Source organism: Pontiella agarivorans, assembly GCF_034531395.1.
In the GTDB taxonomy this organism is placed as follows: Bacteria; Verrucomicrobiota; Kiritimatiellia; order Kiritimatiellales; family Pontiellaceae; genus Pontiella; species Pontiella agarivorans.
In genome coordinates, this window is the sequence record NZ_JARVCO010000002.1 from 194203 (window position 1) to 211181 (window position 16979).

At 52.1% G+C, this 16979-nt stretch carries 16 protein-coding genes and 1 tRNA gene; 13 read left to right on the top strand and 4 right to left on the bottom strand.

Translation table 11 applies throughout. The annotated features are described in order from the left end of the window. Nucleotides 1–74 precede the first annotated feature (74 nt). Genes mraY through P9H32_RS00675 form a run of 6 tightly spaced genes read left to right on the top strand, consistent with a single transcriptional unit; the run spans nucleotide 75 to nucleotide 6183 of the window. The gene (gene mraY / locus P9H32_RS00650) at nucleotides 75–1214 is read left to right on the top strand and encodes a phospho-N-acetylmuramoyl-pentapeptide-transferase (protein WP_322606926.1); all 1140 of its coding nucleotides are present in this window, start codon (nucleotides 75–77) and stop codon (nucleotides 1212–1214) included. Continuing rightward, complete coding sequence (gene murD / locus P9H32_RS00655) at nucleotides 1214–2500, top strand: UDP-N-acetylmuramoyl-L-alanine--D-glutamate ligase (protein ID WP_322606927.1); 1287 nt, start codon at nucleotides 1214–1216, stop codon at nucleotides 2498–2500. The genes mraY and murD overlap by 1 nt, the downstream gene beginning before the upstream one ends. A gap of 59 nt (nucleotides 2501–2559) precedes the next feature. Further along, nucleotides 2560–3507, top strand: coding sequence for a muramidase family protein (locus tag P9H32_RS00660; protein ID WP_322606928.1), 948 nt, complete (start codon nucleotides 2560–2562; stop codon nucleotides 3505–3507). A 21-nt stretch (nucleotides 3508–3528) separates the two neighbouring features. Then, the gene (gene ftsW / locus P9H32_RS00665) at nucleotides 3529–4656 is read left to right on the top strand and encodes a putative lipid II flippase FtsW (protein ID WP_322606929.1); all 1128 of its coding nucleotides are present in this window, start codon (nucleotides 3529–3531) and stop codon (nucleotides 4654–4656) included. 2 nt (nucleotides 4657–4658) lie between these two features. Further along, the gene (locus tag P9H32_RS00670; protein ID WP_322606930.1) at nucleotides 4659–5504 is read left to right on the top strand and encodes a class I SAM-dependent methyltransferase; all 846 of its coding nucleotides are present in this window, start codon (nucleotides 4659–4661) and stop codon (nucleotides 5502–5504) included. Next, the gene (locus P9H32_RS00675) at nucleotides 5497–6183 is read left to right on the top strand and encodes an RluA family pseudouridine synthase (RefSeq protein ID WP_322606931.1); all 687 of its coding nucleotides are present in this window, start codon (nucleotides 5497–5499) and stop codon (nucleotides 6181–6183) included. Before P9H32_RS00670 ends, P9H32_RS00675 begins: the two co-directional genes overlap by 8 nt. Here P9H32_RS00675 and rlmD read toward each other — a convergent pair. After that, a complete protein-coding gene (gene rlmD / locus P9H32_RS00680) occupies nucleotides 6180–7613 on the bottom strand; it encodes a 23S rRNA (uracil(1939)-C(5))-methyltransferase RlmD (protein ID WP_322606932.1) in 1434 nt (477 codons plus the stop codon). The genes P9H32_RS00675 and rlmD overlap by 4 nt on opposite strands. 115 nt (nucleotides 7614–7728) lie before the next feature. On the opposite strand from rlmD, the gene P9H32_RS00685 reads away from it, so the two are divergent. After that, nucleotides 7729–8235 (top strand): nitroreductase family protein, encoded by a 507-nt coding sequence (locus tag P9H32_RS00685; protein ID WP_322606933.1) that lies wholly within the window; start codon nucleotides 7729–7731, stop codon nucleotides 8233–8235. Between the two features lie 75 nt (nucleotides 8236–8310). Beyond that, nucleotides 8311–8631, top strand: a complete 321-nt coding sequence (trxA, locus tag P9H32_RS00690) for a thioredoxin (protein ID WP_322606934.1) — start codon at nucleotides 8311–8313, stop codon at nucleotides 8629–8631. Nucleotides 8632–8990: 359 nt separating this feature from the next. On the opposite strand, the gene P9H32_RS00695 is transcribed toward trxA, so the two are convergent. From P9H32_RS00695 to P9H32_RS00705, 3 genes are all read right to left on the bottom strand, one after another. Further along, nucleotides 8991–9068, bottom strand: a tRNA-Pro gene (locus P9H32_RS00695). 100 nt (nucleotides 9069–9168) lie between these two features. Further along, nucleotides 9169–10170, bottom strand: coding sequence for an oxygen-dependent tRNA uridine(34) hydroxylase TrhO (gene trhO, locus P9H32_RS00700; protein ID WP_322606935.1), 1002 nt, complete (start codon nucleotides 10168–10170; stop codon nucleotides 9169–9171). A gap of 91 nt (nucleotides 10171–10261) precedes the next feature. After that, nucleotides 10262–10567 (bottom strand): hypothetical protein, encoded by a 306-nt coding sequence (locus tag P9H32_RS00705; protein WP_322606936.1) that lies wholly within the window; start codon nucleotides 10565–10567, stop codon nucleotides 10262–10264. A gap of 305 nt (nucleotides 10568–10872) precedes the next feature. On the opposite strand from P9H32_RS00705, the gene P9H32_RS00710 reads away from it, so the two are divergent. From P9H32_RS00710 to P9H32_RS00730, 5 genes are read left to right on the top strand one after another with little or no spacing between them, the layout of a single operon-like run. Then, nucleotides 10873–11610 carry a DUF975 family protein gene (locus tag P9H32_RS00710; RefSeq protein ID WP_322606937.1) on the top strand — a complete coding sequence of 246 codons (738 nt, stop codon included), beginning with the start codon at nucleotides 10873–10875 and terminating at the stop codon, nucleotides 11608–11610. 23 nt (nucleotides 11611–11633) lie between these two features. After that, the gene (gene tgt / locus P9H32_RS00715; RefSeq protein WP_322606938.1) at nucleotides 11634–12785 is read left to right on the top strand and encodes a tRNA guanosine(34) transglycosylase Tgt; all 1152 of its coding nucleotides are present in this window, start codon (nucleotides 11634–11636) and stop codon (nucleotides 12783–12785) included. After that, entirely contained in the window at nucleotides 12786–13133 is a 348-nt protein-coding gene (gene yajC, locus P9H32_RS00720; protein WP_322606939.1) for a preprotein translocase subunit YajC, read from the top strand. Nucleotides 13134–13147: 14 nt separating this feature from the next. Beyond that, entirely contained in the window at nucleotides 13148–15595 is a 2448-nt protein-coding gene (secD, locus tag P9H32_RS00725; protein WP_322606940.1) for a protein translocase subunit SecD, read from the top strand. Nucleotides 15596–15634: 39 nt separating this feature from the next. Next, a complete protein-coding gene (locus P9H32_RS00730) occupies nucleotides 15635–16912 on the top strand; it encodes a cation diffusion facilitator family transporter (RefSeq protein ID WP_322606941.1) in 1278 nt (425 codons plus the stop codon). Nucleotides 16913–16979 lie beyond the last annotated feature (67 nt).

Below are 16979 nucleotides of genomic sequence, written 5' to 3' on the forward strand. Positions count from 1 at the left end.
GCGGGCGGCCCGAAGAGGGCTGTTTTTCCGTCTTTTAATCTGAATGGAAATTTTTGAACTGAAGGAACATTGTAATGCTGTACTACCTTTCGCTGTTGGAGGGGACGCTCTCTGAGCTTCGCCTTTTTCAATACATCACTTTTCGCACGCTGGGTGCGGCCTCAACAGCTTTTATTATTTCGCTGCTTTTTGCTCCCTTTTTGATCCGGCAGCTGAAGATTGTCAATTTCGGGGATCAGGTTGAAGATGATCGGGTCGGGGCACTGGATAAAAGCAGGAAAGTGGGGACGCCCACGATGGGCGGACTGTTGATTATTCTTTCGACCTCGGCGGCAACGCTGCTCTGGGCGGTGCCGACGAATATCTATGTTTTGATTTCGCTCGGAACGTTTGTGCTTATGGGAATGATCGGTTTTGCCGATGATCTGCTGAAAATAAAACGCCGCAACGGGCTCAGTGTGAAAATGAAGTTCGGTGCTCAGCTGATTTGGGCTGTGGTTGTTTTTGCGGTGCTTTGGATGGTGCCTGAAACGCGTGAACGGGTGACCGATCTGATGGTGCCTTTTTTCAAAAATCCGGTGGTTCAACTGTCGATGATTCCGGCCTTTCTTTTTATGTTTTTTGTGCTCGTCGGAGCATCGAACGCGGTGAATCTGACGGACGGTCTGGATGGCCTGGCTATTGGGTGCTCAAATTCGGTGGCCGTGGCGTATCTGATTCTGACCTACATGGCGGGACATTATAACTTTGCCGAATACCTGCAGGTTCCTTTTGTTAAAGGCAGTGGTGAGTTGACGGTATTCTGCGGGGCCCTGCTGGGCTCCGGTCTTGGCTTCCTCTGGTACAATTGCCATCCCGCCAAAATTTTCATGGGCGATACCGGGTCGTTGGCGCTCGGCGGTGCAATCGCCATGCTGGCCATTCTGATCAAACAGGAACTGCTGCTTGTGATCGTGGGCGGTGTTTTTGTGGTGGAGGCTGCCAGCGTGGTTATTCAAAGCGGCTGGTTTAAATTTACAAAGAAAAAATACGGCGAAGGCCGCCGGGTTTTCAAATGCGCGCCGCTGCACCACCATTTTGAGTTTGTTGAAAAAGAGCGGGCTATGGATCAGAATCGCGCGCCGGAACTGGTGGAAACCATTATTGTAACCCGCTTCTGGATTCTCTCCATCATCTTTGCCCTCATCGGCGTGGCTACTTTGAAGATTCGATAATGACCGAATATCGTTCAGCATTGATTTTGGGATTCGGGCGGTCGGGCCGGGCGGCGGAGGCGTTGCTGCAGTCGGAGGGCTGCGCCACAGTGGTGGCATCAGATGACCGGATGGATGACGCAGCATTTTTCCAATGTCTGGAAACGGTGGATTTTGATGTATGCATTGTCAGTCCCGGTTTTGCGTTGGACCATCCTTGGATGATTGCCGTGCAAGGGGCGGAAATTCCGCTTTTATCTGAGCTGGAGCTGGGCTGGTCGCGGCATAAGGGAAAAACGATCGCGCTGACGGGATCCAACGGAAAGAGCACCGCCGTGAAATGGATCTGTGAGAGTCTGGTTGCATCCGGGTTGAAGGCGGAAATCGGCGGGAATTACGGCATTCCGGCAAGTGAGGTGGTGCTGGAATATCCGGATCTGGATTGGCTGGTATTGGAAGTCAGTTCATTCCAGCTGGAAACCGTACGGGAATTTTATGCCGATATTGCCGTCGTATTGAATGTGCTGCCGAATCATCTCAACCGCCACGGCACAATGACCTGTTATCTGGAAACCAAGGCCCGTATTTTCGGAATATCGGAGGCGAGTCGAATCTGCGTGATACCGCATGAGTTGCTGAGCGATTTCCGCGGTGCGGTTTCCGGCGAGCGAAATTGGGTGACGTTCGGAGCGGGCGGCGTTTATCAGTTTTGCAGCGGGCAGGTTTTCCATGGATTGAAAAATGTGCTGAATCTCACGGGAACTCTTTTTGATTCGCCGGTCATCGGTAGCTGCACGGGGGCCGCCGCTGCGGCCGCCTTTGAAGCTGGGGGGCTGGAAATGCAGACTTTGGAACGAAGTGCGAAGAGCTTTAAACCCTTGCGCCATCGGCTTCAACGACTGGGTGAAGTGCGCGGGGTGTTTTATGTAAATGACTCCAAGGCGACCAACCTTGCGGCCATGACGGCGGCGCTGGGGGCGATCGGCCGCGATATCCATTTGATAGCGGGAGGTTTGCCGAAGGAAAGCGACTACACTTTTGTTAAAGAAATACTGGCCGAACGGGTAAGGACGATATACGTTATCGGGCAAGCATCTCGAGCGATGTTTGAGGCTTGGAGTACGGTTTGTCCGTGCGTGGAGTGCGGTACACTCGAAGAGGCTTTCGGCCAGGCCGCGCAGGCGGCAGAAGCCGGGGAAACGGTTCTTCTTTCACCTGCTTGCGCAAGCTTCGACCAGTTTGACAGTTTTGAGGAACGCGGGGAATGTTTTGAAAGACTGTTTAATGGTGTGAAACATGCTGGATGAGGTGCTTCGTTTAGATAAGTAAACAGCGGGCGTCTGGGACGTCGAAACAGGAGTTTAACATGAAAATCGGATCTTCATTTTTTATGGCCGTCGCCGTATTGAGCGCATTGGCGCTGACGCAGGGCTGTGTCACTACGGAATCGCAGGGAAGTGTTCGCGGCCCGGGGGCTAAAACAAAAGGCCCTTTCTGGCACAATCACAAAAGTAAATCAGCTGACGAGGGCACGGCGGTTGCGCTGGAACCGTATGAGTCTTACGAAGACGCCGGAGCTGATCTTTATGTAATGGAAGATGATATCAGCACCTCCGATTACCAGGGCGGCCCGAATACCGGTGCGTCATCATATGGCGAAACCGAAGTGTATATTGTCCAGAAAGGCGATGTGCTTTCCCAGATCGCCGTGGACTGCGATACCACGACGGCCACGCTGGTTCAAATGAACGGTCTGTCTAATCCGGATGTGCTTTATGTCGGGCAGGAACTGCGGGTTCCGGCCGGCAGTAAGGGTACCGTATCCAAACCGACCGGAACGGTAAAATCCGGTGGAATCTACATTATCCAGAAAGGCGACACGCTATCCGAAATTGCGCTGGCCGCCGGAGTTACCCTCAACGATCTGCGTGAGGTCAACGGTCTCAAGGGCGATGTGATCATGGCTGGCGAGGAACTGAATATTCCGTCGTATGGCAAGGTGCCGAGCAGCGCAAGAAAGGCGAGATCGACGAAAACCGTTAAATCAGATCCGGAACCGCAAATGACTGAGCCGGAGCCGCAAATGACTGAACCGGAACCGCAGCCTTTGGCTGCATTTGAAGATTCTGCACCGGCTCCGATTGTTGAAGTGGATAATATCGTAGTTGATGAAGTCATGTATCCGGGGGAAACCCTCGACGACAAAGCGCGTCAGTATGGTGTTTCCAAAGCCGAAATCATGCGTTTGAACGGTATTACCGACGAGTCCCAGATTCGTGAAGGTCAGACCATCCGTATTCCGGTTTCCGACTAAAAAACCGTTTGGCGGGAATCAATGCGCAGAACGATTTCGCTGTTTATCGCTATTGTATTGATTCTCGTCACGATCGGCATTCTGATTCTCGCGAGCGCGAGCTCGGCGAAGTATGACGATGCCACCTATTTTGTGCGCCGCCAGCTGATGTGGCTGGCGGTTGCTTTTTGCGCGGGTGCTTTGGCTGCGCGTTTTGATTACAGTCACTATAAAAAGCTGGCCATACCACTGGCTGTTTTTTCCGTATTTCTGCTGGTTCTTGTCCGTATTCCGGGCATTGGCAGTAATATCAACGGAAGCTGGCGCTGGATCAAAATCGGGCCTATATCTGTCCAGCCTTCGGAAATCGCCAAGGTGGGCATCATTATGCTCTTTGCTTGGTGGCTTGCCCGGAATCAGCGGCGGATCGATGAGCTTAAACGCGGTATTCTCGTCCCGTTTGGTCTGCTCGGTATTTTTGCGATACTGCTGGTATTGGAGCCGGATTTCGGAACCACCATGTTGGTTTCGTCTGTGGCGGTCAGCATGATGTTTCTCGGCGGTGTGAGTGTGGCTCCACTGCTCATTACCGGTATCACCGGGCTGCTGGGCGTGGCGATTTTGATCTTTATGAATCCGGAGCGCATGAGCCGGATTCTTGCGTTTCTTGATCCGCAGAAATATGAAAAGGATAAGGCCTGGCAGCTCATCAATTCCCTGCGGGCCTTTGCCGGCGGGGAAGTCAGCGGCGTCGGTTTCGGAAACAGCATGCAGAAATATCACTATCTGCCGGAAGCGCACACCGATTTTATTTTTCCAATCATTGGAGAGGAACTCGGCCTGATTGCTTCGCTGATTGTGGTTTCCATGTATATGCTTCTTTTTATTTTCGGTCTGCGCATTGCGTTCAATGCCAAAGATGATTTCGGGCGGCTGCTGGCGTATGGGATAACGCTGATGATTACTGTTCAGGCGCTGATTAATTTTGCGGTGGTTACCGGCTGCGTGCCGACCAAAGGGCTGGCCCTGCCTTTCATCAGTTACGGGGGGTCAAGTCTGGCCATCTCCGGGGCGATGATCGGGATCCTGATCAATGTGGCGTATGCGGGAATGAAATCCCCGTCAAAATCGGCCCGCAACCCCTTTAAAGACCGTGTGAGGAAAGTTTAACCATGAACGATGAATATGAACTGCTCGACAGTGGAAACGGAAAAAAGCTGGAACGCTATGGCGATATTATTCTGGAGCGTCCCGCTGCGCAGGCAGTCTGGGCCCCCCAGTTTTCCAATCGCTGGAAAAATGCGACGGCGCGTTTCGACCGGGTAGGCGGGCTGAACTGGGAGGGGCGGAATAAAGTGTCCAAACCCTGGAATGTGAATGTTGCCGGGGTCACGATGAAATTATCGGCCACCGATTTCGGTCACATCGGTGTTTTTCCGGAAACGCGTGCGCTCTGGAAATGGATTCGTGAAATGCTGGATAAACAGGCAAAGAAAAAAGGACGAGCTCTTAAATTTCTGAATCTATTTGCTTATTCGGGGGGAGCGACACTGGCGGCGGCGCAGTCGGGGGCGCAATGCTGCCATTTGGATGCTTCGAAAGGGATGGTGGACTGGGCACGCGAAAATGCAGTGCTCAATAATTTGACCGATGCGCCGATCCGCTGGATTGTGGATGATGTGATTAAATTTCTGCGCCGTGAAGTGAAGCGTGGTAATCGGTATGACGGGATTCTGTTGGATCCGCCGTCGTTCGGGCGCGGCAAAAAAGGCGAGCTTTATAAAATTGAAGATCAGTTGAGAACCACGCTCGATCTGGTGGATCAGGTGGTTTCCGATGACCCCTCATTTGTGATTCTTACATCGCATACGCCCGGCTTTTCGCCGATTGTGCTACGTAATCTGCTGGCGCAGTATCATGACCGCGGCACCTTTGAATGTGGCGAAATGCTGCTGACGGGTAAGCCGGATGTGAATGACTTGCCGAATGGGAACTGGGCCCGCTGGATTAATGAATGAGATTCAATATAACGCTGCAGAACTTGATGAATTGATTCTGTTTGCAGATAACCATCTGCTGGCCGTGAATAAGCCGGCCGGCCTGCTGACGCAGGACAGCGGCACGGGGCTGCGGAATCTTGAAGACTGGGCGCGTGAGTGGGTTCGGGTGGATAAAAACAAACCCGGCGCAGTTTTTCTGAATGCGGTACACCGGATCGATAAAGTAGTGAGCGGCGTTGTGTTGTTTGCCCGTACCAGCAAAGCGCTCAGCCGGCTGAACGAAGATGTCCGCAAGCGTAACGTGAAAAAAGTCTATCATGTATTGGTGGAAGGGGATCCGGGGAAACCAACGGATAAGCTGGTTCACTGGCTTTCCCATGAAAATCATAAAGCCCGAATCTGTAAAGAGGGGCATAAAGGTGCTCAGCGCGCGGTCCTCAGCTACCGGAAACGTCCACCGGTTGGAAACTTCCAGTGTTTGGAAGTGGATCTTGAAACCGGGCGCTATCACCAGATCCGTGCACAGCTTTCGGCCATCGGATGTCCGATTGTCGGTGATGCAAAATACGGCTCAAAAACGAAGTCGCCCGACGGAGCAATCGCCCTCCACAGCAGGGAGCTGCATGTGATGCATCCTACGCAGAAAGAGTGGATCAAAATCGAGGCTCCGTATCCGGAGCATTCTTTCTGGCATTAAATCCGTTCGAAACGGGCGACGGATTCGACATGGTTGGTCTGGGGAAACATGTCGATGGGCTGGCAGGAGACGAGCCGGTATTTTCCTTCTTCGCAGAACATCTGTCCGTCGCGGGCGAGTGAGGCCGGGTTGCAACTGACGTAGACGATGACGGGCGGAGCGATTTCCAGAAGCATTTTGACGGCTTTGGGATTCATTCCGGCGCGTGGCGGATCGGTGATGACGACGTCGGGAGCGCCGAAGGCATCGAGCTCGGGTTTGATGGTTTTGAAGTCCTTCATATCGAGCTGGATAAATTCACAGTTTTCGACAGCGTGGCGTTTGGCGTTTTCGCGGGCATCGTTCACGGAGCTTTCAACCAGTTCAACACCGAGCACTTTTTTGCAATGGCTGGAAGCAAAGAGGGTGATAGAACCCGTGCCGCAGAAGAGGTCATACACCAGATCGGTCGTTTTGAGCTGTGCGGCTTCCAGGATCTGGAAATAGAGTTTTTCAGCCTGGACGGTATTCGTCTGGAAAAAGGAGTTTGCTGAAATGCGATACGTGTAGTCGCCGAGGGTGTCCTGAATATAACCGGGACCGTGGAGGATGTATTCTTTTTCTCCGAATGCCACGGTATTTTTGGCGGAGGTGATATTGTTGACAAAGGTGGTCAGTTTTTCGCCAAGTGCATCCTGCAGTTTGGCGCTCAGTTTTTCCATCAGCTCCGGGTTGTGCGATGAGGTGACGAGGTTGACCATAAATTCGCCGGTGTTTCCGCCGTGGCGGACGACGAGGTTGCGCAGTTCACCGGTATGAGTGTGGGTGGAGTAGATGGGGAGGTCTGCTTTGTGTTCGAGGCAGAACGCACGGACCGTGTTTAGGGTCTGATTCATTTCCGGGGTGGAGAGGTCGCAGTGGTCGATGTCGATGGCTTTTGAAAAGCAACCGGGGGCGTGGAAGCCGAGGGCGAAATCGAGAGGTTTTTCGTGTTCGTCGGGCTCCAGGTTCATTTCATCAGGCGTGAGATAACGCAGATCGGTGAATGAGAAGTCCATTTTGTTGCGGTAGCCGAAGAGTTCCGGGGCGGGCAGGCAGGTGCGGCATTCAATATCCTTGAATCCGCCGAGGTGGTGGAGTGCATCCTGCACCTGTTTGCGTTTGAGGCGAAGTTGTTCGGCATAGTCCATATGCTGCCATTTGCACCCGCCGCATAGACCGAAGTAGGGACAGACCGGATCGATGCGGTGGGGGGAGGGTTTAACCAGTTCGCGCATCCGGGCTACGAGATATTTCTTTTTTATTTTGAAAATCTCTGCTTTCACCGTGTCGCCGACGGCGGCGGGACCTTGTACGAATATGGAAATTCCGTCATCCAGCCGCCCGAAGCTCTGATTCTTGTCGCCCAGATCGAGAATTTCGACCTCCACCATCTGTTTCTTTTTATACATAGCGGGCGAGACCATAGTGGAGCAGGGCGGTTGGGGCAAAAGTAAAGTCGGGGGGAATTCGGATTGATGCCGTGCGGCAGGGGCGTATTCTATGTTTTTTAACTACGGGGAAATTATGGAAACGATTAAAAATATCATGTCGCGCAGAAGTGTGCGCAGCTGGACGAAAGAGCCGGTTGCGGAGGAAAAAAAGAAAATCATTCTGGAGGCGGCCATGAATGCGCCGTCGGCCGCCGATGCACGGCCCTGGCATTTTGTGACGATGGATGATCCGGAAATTATCGGGCAGTTCACCGCGATGGGCGGAACGGAGATGCTCGCGGAATCGACCTTTATGGTGCTGGTCTGCGGGGAGCAGGCGAAAGAGATCTATCCGGGGTTCTGGCCGCAGGACTGTTCGTGTGCAGCGCAGAATATGCAGCTGGCGGCGCATGACCTTGGGGTTGGCTGTGTGTGGATTGCTGTTCATCCTCTGGAAGAGCGGGAAAAAACCTTTCGTGAAATTCTGGGGATTCCGGATCAGATCACGCCGTTTGCGTTGCTGGCCATGGGTATGCCGGCGGAAAAGCATGCGCCGGAATACCGATACGACGCAGCACGGATTCATTTAAACAAATGGTAACGTTTTGGTATTTTATTTTTGAACACAACGTGGAATGATTCGTCTGAGCTTGTAATTAACAATTGGAGAATAAAAATGGCAGAAGGCGTAATTGAACTGGATGGCAACGGCTATGAGGACGCAACCAAGAGCGGTGTCGTGTTGGTTGATTTCTGGGCACCTTGGTGCGGGCCTTGCAAAATGCAGACCCCGATTTTGGAAAAAGTTGCGGCAGAAGTTGGTGAAAAAGCGGTAATTGCCAAGGTCAATGTCGATGAAAATCCGGAGCTGGCTGCCAAATACGGCATTCGCTCCATTCCGACTTTGATTCTGCTCAAGGATGGCGAAAACAAACAGCAGTTTGTCGGCCTCCAACAGCAGGCGGCGCTGGTTTCCGCAATCGATGCCGAACAGTAAATTTTCCACACGCTGGAATTATAGAAATCCCGTCTTGCCGACGGGATTTTTTTGGTTTTGAGGGCTTTTGTATTGAGCATAACGCTGATGTATATCAGCAATCTGAGCAACGTGCTTATGAAATAAGCCGCTTTGGGCATACCTGGGGAGCTATACCTTTCAGAATCTGCATCGAACGCTTGCTACAATATCGGCTCGAACCATGTTCAATGGTGCGGTGAACGGGGTTCTGATCGGTTGCTTCGGAGTTTTTGCCGGCGCCGACTTTTCAACAGGAGTCGAAAGTTACACATTTTTGCCGTCAATGCGTGTGAAAAAAATACTGCGGCAAACTCATTCGAGTTTGCCGCAGTAAAGGTTGGTCGGAGTGACAAGATTTGAACTTGCGACCTCTACCACCCCAAGGTAGCGCTCTAGCCAGGCTGAGCTACACCCCGACACTTAAAGTGGTCAAGAAGGCGCAGAAAGTAGCACGGTGCCGGGGGAGCGTCAATGTCCGGATGAGATAAAAAGAAGCTGGCCGGGGCCGTTCCCGGATTAAGGGGAATCGGTGGTTTTTTTTCGGGCGATTAGGGCCTGTTCTTTTTGCTTCTGTTTCATGAGTCGACGCTGTTCCGCAAGTGTTTTGACTTTTCCTCCGATGTGCTCTTCACCACGTTCGCGGGCAAGGGCGATCTGGCGTTCGCGTTCCTGGAAGCGCGCTTTCCGCTCGGCGGAATAGCGGTCGTGGCAGTGGGGGCAGCTGACGCCTTTGACGTAAAGTTTGCTTTTTTTATCGTCTTCCGTGATAGGCATGCGGCAAGCGTGGCATTGGTCGTATTCACCTTTTTCAAGGTTATGCTTCACAGCAACCCGGTTGTCGAAAACGAAGCATTCACCTTTCCACATGGAGTTCTCTTCGGGCACTTCTTCGAGGTATTTGAGGATGCCGCCTTTCAAGTGGTAGACATCGTCAAATCCAAGTTCTTTGAGGTAGGCCGTGGATTTTTCGCAGCGGATTCCGCCGGTGCAGAACATGGCCACCTTCCGATGTTTGGAAGGATCGAGGTTTTTTTTCACATATTCGGGAAATTCGCGGAAAGATTCCGTATTCGGATTTATCGCATTTTCGAAGGTTCCAATACTGATTTCATAGTCATTTCTCGTATCGATCAGCAGGGTTTCGGGGTCGCTGATCAGTTCGTTCCAGCTCTGAGGTTCTACGTAGGTTCCGACGCTTTTTCGCGGATCGATTCCCTCGATACCGAGGGTTACAATCTCTTTTTTGAGCCGGACTTTGGTGCGGTAGAAGGGGTTGGTTTCATCGCAGGATTCCTTGCAGTCAAGCGTTGCGAGCCGTTCGTCGGTCCTGAGGTAGGCCAGCAGCTCATCAATGGCCGCGCGTGTTCCGGCCACTGTACCGTTAATTCCTTCAGCCGCCAGCAGCAGGGTGCCGCGAATGTCGCGTTCGGTCATAAACTGCAGTAGCGGCTCGCGCAGCGATTCATAATTATTCAGCTCAACAAACTTATATAATGCACATACAACAATCGGTTTCATGGCGCGCGCTTTTAATGACAGGGTTACAGAATTTCAATTCACAATAGGGGAAAATAAGCAATGAAGTATTCGGCTGTCGGAAGCGGGCGGTTTAAAAAACCGTAGAATGAATGAAGAACATCACGGCGAGGGCAAGGTAAAGGCCGCCGGCGCAGGTCATCGGAATCCAGACGAGGATGCGGTGTTTGAAGTGAATCTTCATGCTGCGTTCAGCAAACCAGGTAAGCGCAAAACCGACGGGATAAAGGAAAATGTAGGGCACGATTAGAAATCCTTTGATTTCTTCCAGTGACTGGAATCCGCCGTAGATTAACAGAATGCGGTGAATAACGATTATGATTGCCCAGCTCACAAATAATCCAGATGCCGCGATGTAGGTTTTTCCATATGGACTCATGGTTAGGTCTCTTTGCTGTTTTTTTTAAGCTATCGGGAGTGGCGCATTAGCGCACGTTCTTTTTTGGATTCACTGTAACAGCGGATGGTTGCGGAGGAATCAAATGATTCCGCAGGGGCCGTCGGACGGCGAATGATGTGCCGTTCCGCACGGAACGGCTGTGGGTATTCTGCTGCGGAAATGGAATAAAGTATTTTCAGTCTGCCGGAAGTCAGACTGAGGTGCCGCCGTTACTGTTTGTTTTTCTTGGTTTGGCACGCTGTTTTGGGCAATATGCGCCGTCTTACAATTTTCAAGGGGAAAACATGACGGGATTAAACGATGATGGCGGAGTGCCGAAAATATCGATACCCTCGACCGGCGGGGCGCCCAGTGGCGGGGTCAGCGGCGGCGGGGTAACGCCCAATGGTGATTTAACGGCAGAAGCCCGGGAATCGCTGAGGGGAAACTGGGGCATGGCTGTTCTGGGTTATGTACTTTATACCGCGTTGTCTTTTGCCATTTCCTTTTTTGTCATTGCGGCCACAATCTTTGTGGGCGCGGTTGCCGGATTGGGGGGGGGCGATGCTGAAGCCGCGGGAACGATGATCAGCGGGGTGGCGCAGTTGTTTCAGCTTTTTGTAATGCCGCCGGTGATGGTTGGTTTTTTTGCCTATTATCTCGGGCTTGCTCAGGAGGACGAGGCCCGTCTGGAACTGTTGTTTGCCGGGTTTAAGCGGTTCTGGAAATCGCTGGGTGTTTATTTCTTTTATATGCTCTTTATTTATCTGTGGATGTTGCTGCTGATTATTCCCGGAATTATCAAGTGTTTCAGTTATTCGCAGGCCTTTTTTATTATTGCCGACGATGAAGGCTGCGGGCCGCTGGAGGCCATCAGTCGGAGTAAGGAGATGATGGCGGGGAATAAATGGAAATTTTTCTGCCTCAATCTGCGCTTTATCGGGTGGAGTCTGCTGGCGTTGTTGACGTTGGGGATTGGGTATCTATGGCTGGTGCCCTACATGCAGACCTCTTTGGCCAAATTTTATGAAGATGTGAAGTAAACTCTGAAACTGGAATTTTGAATTTGAAAACCGGAACATTCGAACTGCAAAACACCGACCCCTCCTGCAAAGCGAGGCGCGGAACCTTTCATACGAAACACGGAAAAGTGGAGACCCCCGTTTTTATGCCGGTCGGCACCCAGGCTACGGTCAAGAGCATGTCGCCGGCGGAAATGCACGAGCTGGATTGTGAAATTCTGCTGGGCAATACCTATCATTTGAATGACCGGCCGGGGCCGGATCTGATTGAGCGGCTCGGCGGGCTGCATGAATTTATGGGCTGGGACCGGGCGATTCTGACCGACAGCGGCGGTTATCAGGTGTTCAGTCTGGGTTCGATGAATAAAATCACGGATGAGGGGGTTTCGTTCCGGTCGCATTCGGACGGTTCGAAGCACTTTATCGGCCCGAAGGAATCGATGGAAATTCAGCGGAAACTGGGGTCGGATATTGCCATGGTTTTTGACGAGTGTCCGCCGTATCCGAGCGAGAAGGAATACGCTTGCAAAGCGGTACGCAGAACCCTAGATTGGGCGGCTATTTGCAGGGAAGCGCCCCGGGCGGAAGGCCAGCTGTTTTTCGGTATTGCGCAGGGGAGTGTCTATGCGGATTTGCGTGAGGAGTGTGCAAAGGCGTTGGTCGACATGGAATTTGACGGCTATGCCATCGGCGGTGTGAGTGTCGGCGAACCGGATGAACTGATTATCCGGGGCGTTGAAGATACGGTGGATCATCTGCCGGTTGAAAAACCGCGCTATCTGATGGGGGTTGGTGAAATGGCCCAGATGGTGGAGTCGGTTGCGCGGGGTGTTGATATGTTCGATTGTGTCATGCCCACCCGCCAGGCCCGTAACGGCACGGTTTCCACCCGGCGTGGACGCTACCCTGTGAAAGCGGCCCTCTATAAGGAGGATACGCGCCCGTTGGAGGAAGGATGCACCTGTTATGCGTGTAAGAATTTTACACGTGCTTATGTGCGCCATCTGCTTAATGTCGGCGAGATTCTGGGGCTGAGGCTGATAACGATGCATAATCTGCATTGCTATCTTGAATTTATGAGAGAGATGAGAAAATCGATTGAAGAGGGCCGGTTTGCTGAATTCCGTGCGGAATTCCATGCAGGCTATTCGGTCGTTTGCAAGGAGCACGTTTTAAACGTAAAGGAGAACAACTAGATGAATCTATTACCCCTTACCATCGCGCAGGCTGAGGCGGCTCCGGCGACTGGCGGGTCACCGCTGCAGTTTCCGATCATGATGGTTATTCTGTTCGCGATCATGTATTTCATGATGATCCGTCCGCAGAAGCGCCGCGAAAAGGAACGTAAGGAAATGATCAATTCGGTGAAGAGCGGCGCACGCGTCCTGCTCACGAGTGGAATCATCGGTGAAGTGATCAACGTGAAAGAGAATACGCTGATTATTAAAATTTCGGATAACACCAAAGTTGAGTGTGTTCGCGCAGCCATTTCCCAGATTCTGGAAAAAGGTGAAACACCGGCCGAAATCGAAGCAACGAAGTAAGAAAGGTTTCTGAGATGGACAAAAATAAACTCTGGAAATGGATTACGCTCTTTGCATTGACCGGAATGTCGGTCTGGATGGTGGCGGATTTGGGAGTGACCTGGGGATTGGACCTGCAGGGCGGCTCCAGTTTTACGATTCAGGTTGATGAAGCGGACGTGCGTCAGAAACTGGTGGAAGGCGATGAAACCGTCTCTTCAGTTGATGCGCTCAAGGTGGCTGACGTAAAGAAAAAGGTTCAGGAAACCCAGCAGATTGCGGTGGAAATTATCCGTAACCGTATTGATGGCCTGGGCACTGCCGAGCCGGAAATTTATCCGCAGGGGAACGATCGGATTGTGGTCCGGCTTCCCGGTGTTGATCCGGAAACCCGTGCGGATGCAAAAGCACAGATTTCGCGCGATGCCGTGCTGAGTTTCAAGCTGGTACACAACGACAGTGCACAGTGGGTTGCGGAAGTTTTCGGCGCAGGCCAGATGCCGCCCGGCTTTAAGATGGGCGGACAGGATGGTGCCGGTATCTTTCTGGTGCGTGACCGTGAAGCCATGGCCGATGAAGAGCTTGATCGCGCATTCTTTAAGCGTTTGCGTCGGTTCGGTGACAAACCGGCTGACTTCATGCTGATGGAGGATCGGCATAAGGATAATTCCAAAATTTACCGCCCGGAATTCATCGAGCGCCGCCGCCAAATGGGGGGTGACCGAGTGCAGAATGCATCGGTTATGCCGGATCCGATGACCGGACTGCCGACTATCTCGCTTGAGTTTGATGCTGAAGGCCGTAATGAGTTCGGTCGCGTAACGGAGGAGAATGTGAACCGCCGTCTTGCGGTGATTCTCGATGATAAGCTCTACTCTGCGCCGAATATCAATGAAGCGATTTATGGCAATGCGTCCATTTCCGGAAGTTTCAGTAATGCCGAGGCCCGTAAACTGGCCAATGTGCTGAAAGCCGGTGCTTTGCCGGGCCGGGTGAAAATTGTTGAAGAACGCACGGTTGCGCCGACACTGGGGCACGATTCAATCAGCAGCGGGATCAAGGCGATCGTGATAGGCGGTGTTGCCGTGCTCCTCTTTATGGGAATCTACTATCTGATTCCGGGCATGATTGCGAACTTCTCGCTGATCTTTGTGCTGTTGCTGCTGCCCATCGGCATGGTGGTTTCGTCCGGATTTCTCGGAGCGGCCACGGGATCGTTGCAGGGTGGAGGAATCAGCCTGCCGACTCTGACACTTTACGGTATTGCCGGTATTGTTTTGACCGTGGGTATGGCGGTGGATGCCAATGTGCTTACTTTTGAGCGTATGCGTGAAGAATGGGCCGTCGGGAAGTCCGTTTCCGGAGCGATCAACGCCGGTTACAATAAAGCCTTCAGCACCATTCTGGATGCGAATATCACGACGTTGCTTACTGCCATTATTCTGTTCTGGCAGGGTTCCGGGCCGATTCGCGGTTTTGCGGTGACACTGAGTGCCGGTATTATTGTTTCGATGTTTATCGTGCTGGTTATTACGCGGCTCGGTTTCAATACGCTGGCGGATAACGGCATGCTGAAGAGCATCAAGATGCTGTCTATTCCGGGATTGAAGAATGCAAACTTCAATTTCCTGGGCAGTCGGAAAATTGCCGGAGTGATTTCATTGCTGATTATTATCGGTTCCTGGGGTGTTTTCTTTAAGAAAGGCGATGCCAACTTTGGTGTGGATTTCAAAGGCGGTTCTGTGATCACCTTTGAATTCGATCAGAAGCAGGATATCGAAGTGGTTCGTGCCGCACTGGGTGAGGCCGGATTCCCGACCGCAGGTATTGCTTATCAGTCCGATGTTTCGGGGGGAGAAGTGCTGGAGTTGAAAATCAGTGATTCCGGAGAGGATGCGGAGCCGGCGCTTCAGGCGATTAAAGCGCTCGACGGGGGATATGTTGACGTCAAAAACGACAGCGTCGGTTCCCAGATCGGTTCTGAACTGAAGCGAAAAGGATTGCTGGCCATTATCTGGTCGCTGGTCGGTATTATTATTTATATTTCGATTCGCTTCGAATTTGCTTTTGCCTGCGGCGCAATTACCGCGTTGGCGCATGACGTGTTGATTACGGTTGGTATCTTCTGCGCGCTGGGCAATGAGCTCAGCATGCCGATTATTGCGGCCCTGCTGACGATCGTCGGTTATTCGGTGAACGATACCATTGTTGTGTTCGACCGTATTCGTGAGGATCTGAAACTGGAGAAAGGTAAATCCTATCAGGAAATCGCCAACCTCTCGATCAACCAGACGCTCAGCCGTACATTGCTGACCTCAGTTACCACATTGCTTACCGTCATCATGCTGCTGTTTTTCGGCGGCGGTGCGGTGCAGGATTTTGCACTGGCACTGACGATCGGTATTCTGGTGGGCACGTATTCTTCGGTCTTTGTGGCCACACCGGTGGTGCTGCTTTGGCACAAGGAGAAAAAGGTTCAGTAGACTTCGCATACTGAATTGTTCTATCTTCAGGGCGTTCCAATGATTGGAACGCCCTTTTTAATTATGTCGTTCAGAAAACACAGTTTGCCGTTTCCGATTATGAACTTTCTGCTTCAGCGGGTGGTGCTTCAGGACCTTCCGGCTGAGAGTCATGAGAACCGCACACGGCTCGGTATGCTGGCTGGGTGGGTCAGCGTGGTAATCAGTATTTTCATGGGGAGCGGTAAGTTGTTGCTGGGCATGGCTTCGGGGTCGGTCTCGATGCTGGCGGATGCCACGAATAATTTTACCGATGCCGGAAGTTCATTGGTCATCGCTTTAGGCTTTCAGTGGTCGAGAAAACCGCGTGATGAAGCTCACCCTTTCGGTCACGGGCGCATTGAAGCGGTGGCGACACTGGTTTTGTCCCTTGCTCTGGTTCTAGTGGGTGCTGAAGTTGGGCGGACCGGATTTTCGCGTCTGATTAATCCGCAGCCGGTCGAAGCTCCGCTGTGGGTGCTGGTCATGGTCGGAGTGACCGTTGCGGTTAAGGCCTGGATGGCGGTTTTCGCGCGTCAGCTGGCCCGACTTACAAAATCAAAAGTGCTGGAGGCTGATGCCTGGAACCATGCGTTCGATATTGTCTGCACGCTTATGGTGTTGGGGGCCTTGCTCTGCTCCAGATACGGGTGGGGTGCCGTTGATGGATGGACCGCGATCGGAGTGGCGGCGTTTATCCTCTATACGGGTATTTCTTTTGCAAGAGAGGCCATTGATATTCTTCTGGGCAAACGGCCGGATCCGGAAACTGTCCGCGAAATTCACGATGTGGTTCTCGAAGTGGATGGGGTGATGGGGGTTCATGAAATCATGGTGCATCATTATGGTGATGTGAAGATGGTATCGTTTCATGTGGAAGTGGATGCCCGAATGAGTCTGGTGGACGCTCATTTAATCTCTGAAGATGCTGAGGCAACTGTGGAGAAAACGTTTAACTGGCGGGCGCTGGCTCATTTGGATCCGGTTGATCGGTCGCATCCGTTTTTCGATGTGCTCAGTCGCTGTGTACATGAGTATCTTGAGCAGGAGGATTGTCTGGTGGATGCACATGATCTGCGGGCGGAAGGAGAACATGCCCCCTTTAATGTTTCATTCGACCTGGTTACGGATATGGAAACATCCCGTGCTGAATATGATGGAATTTATGAGCGGGCGCTTCAATGGTTGGAAAGGCGTATTGGCGGACAGGTGAGCGGGGTTGAAATCGGGATTGAAGCCGCCGTGGAGAGTGCCCCGATGGCCCGCAGAGAATTCCAGCTTCCAAGTTCCGGAAAATGATCCATTGCGTATTTGCCACGACCTGTATTGCTGTTATTATTTCAGCCACTTTCACAATTCGATTATA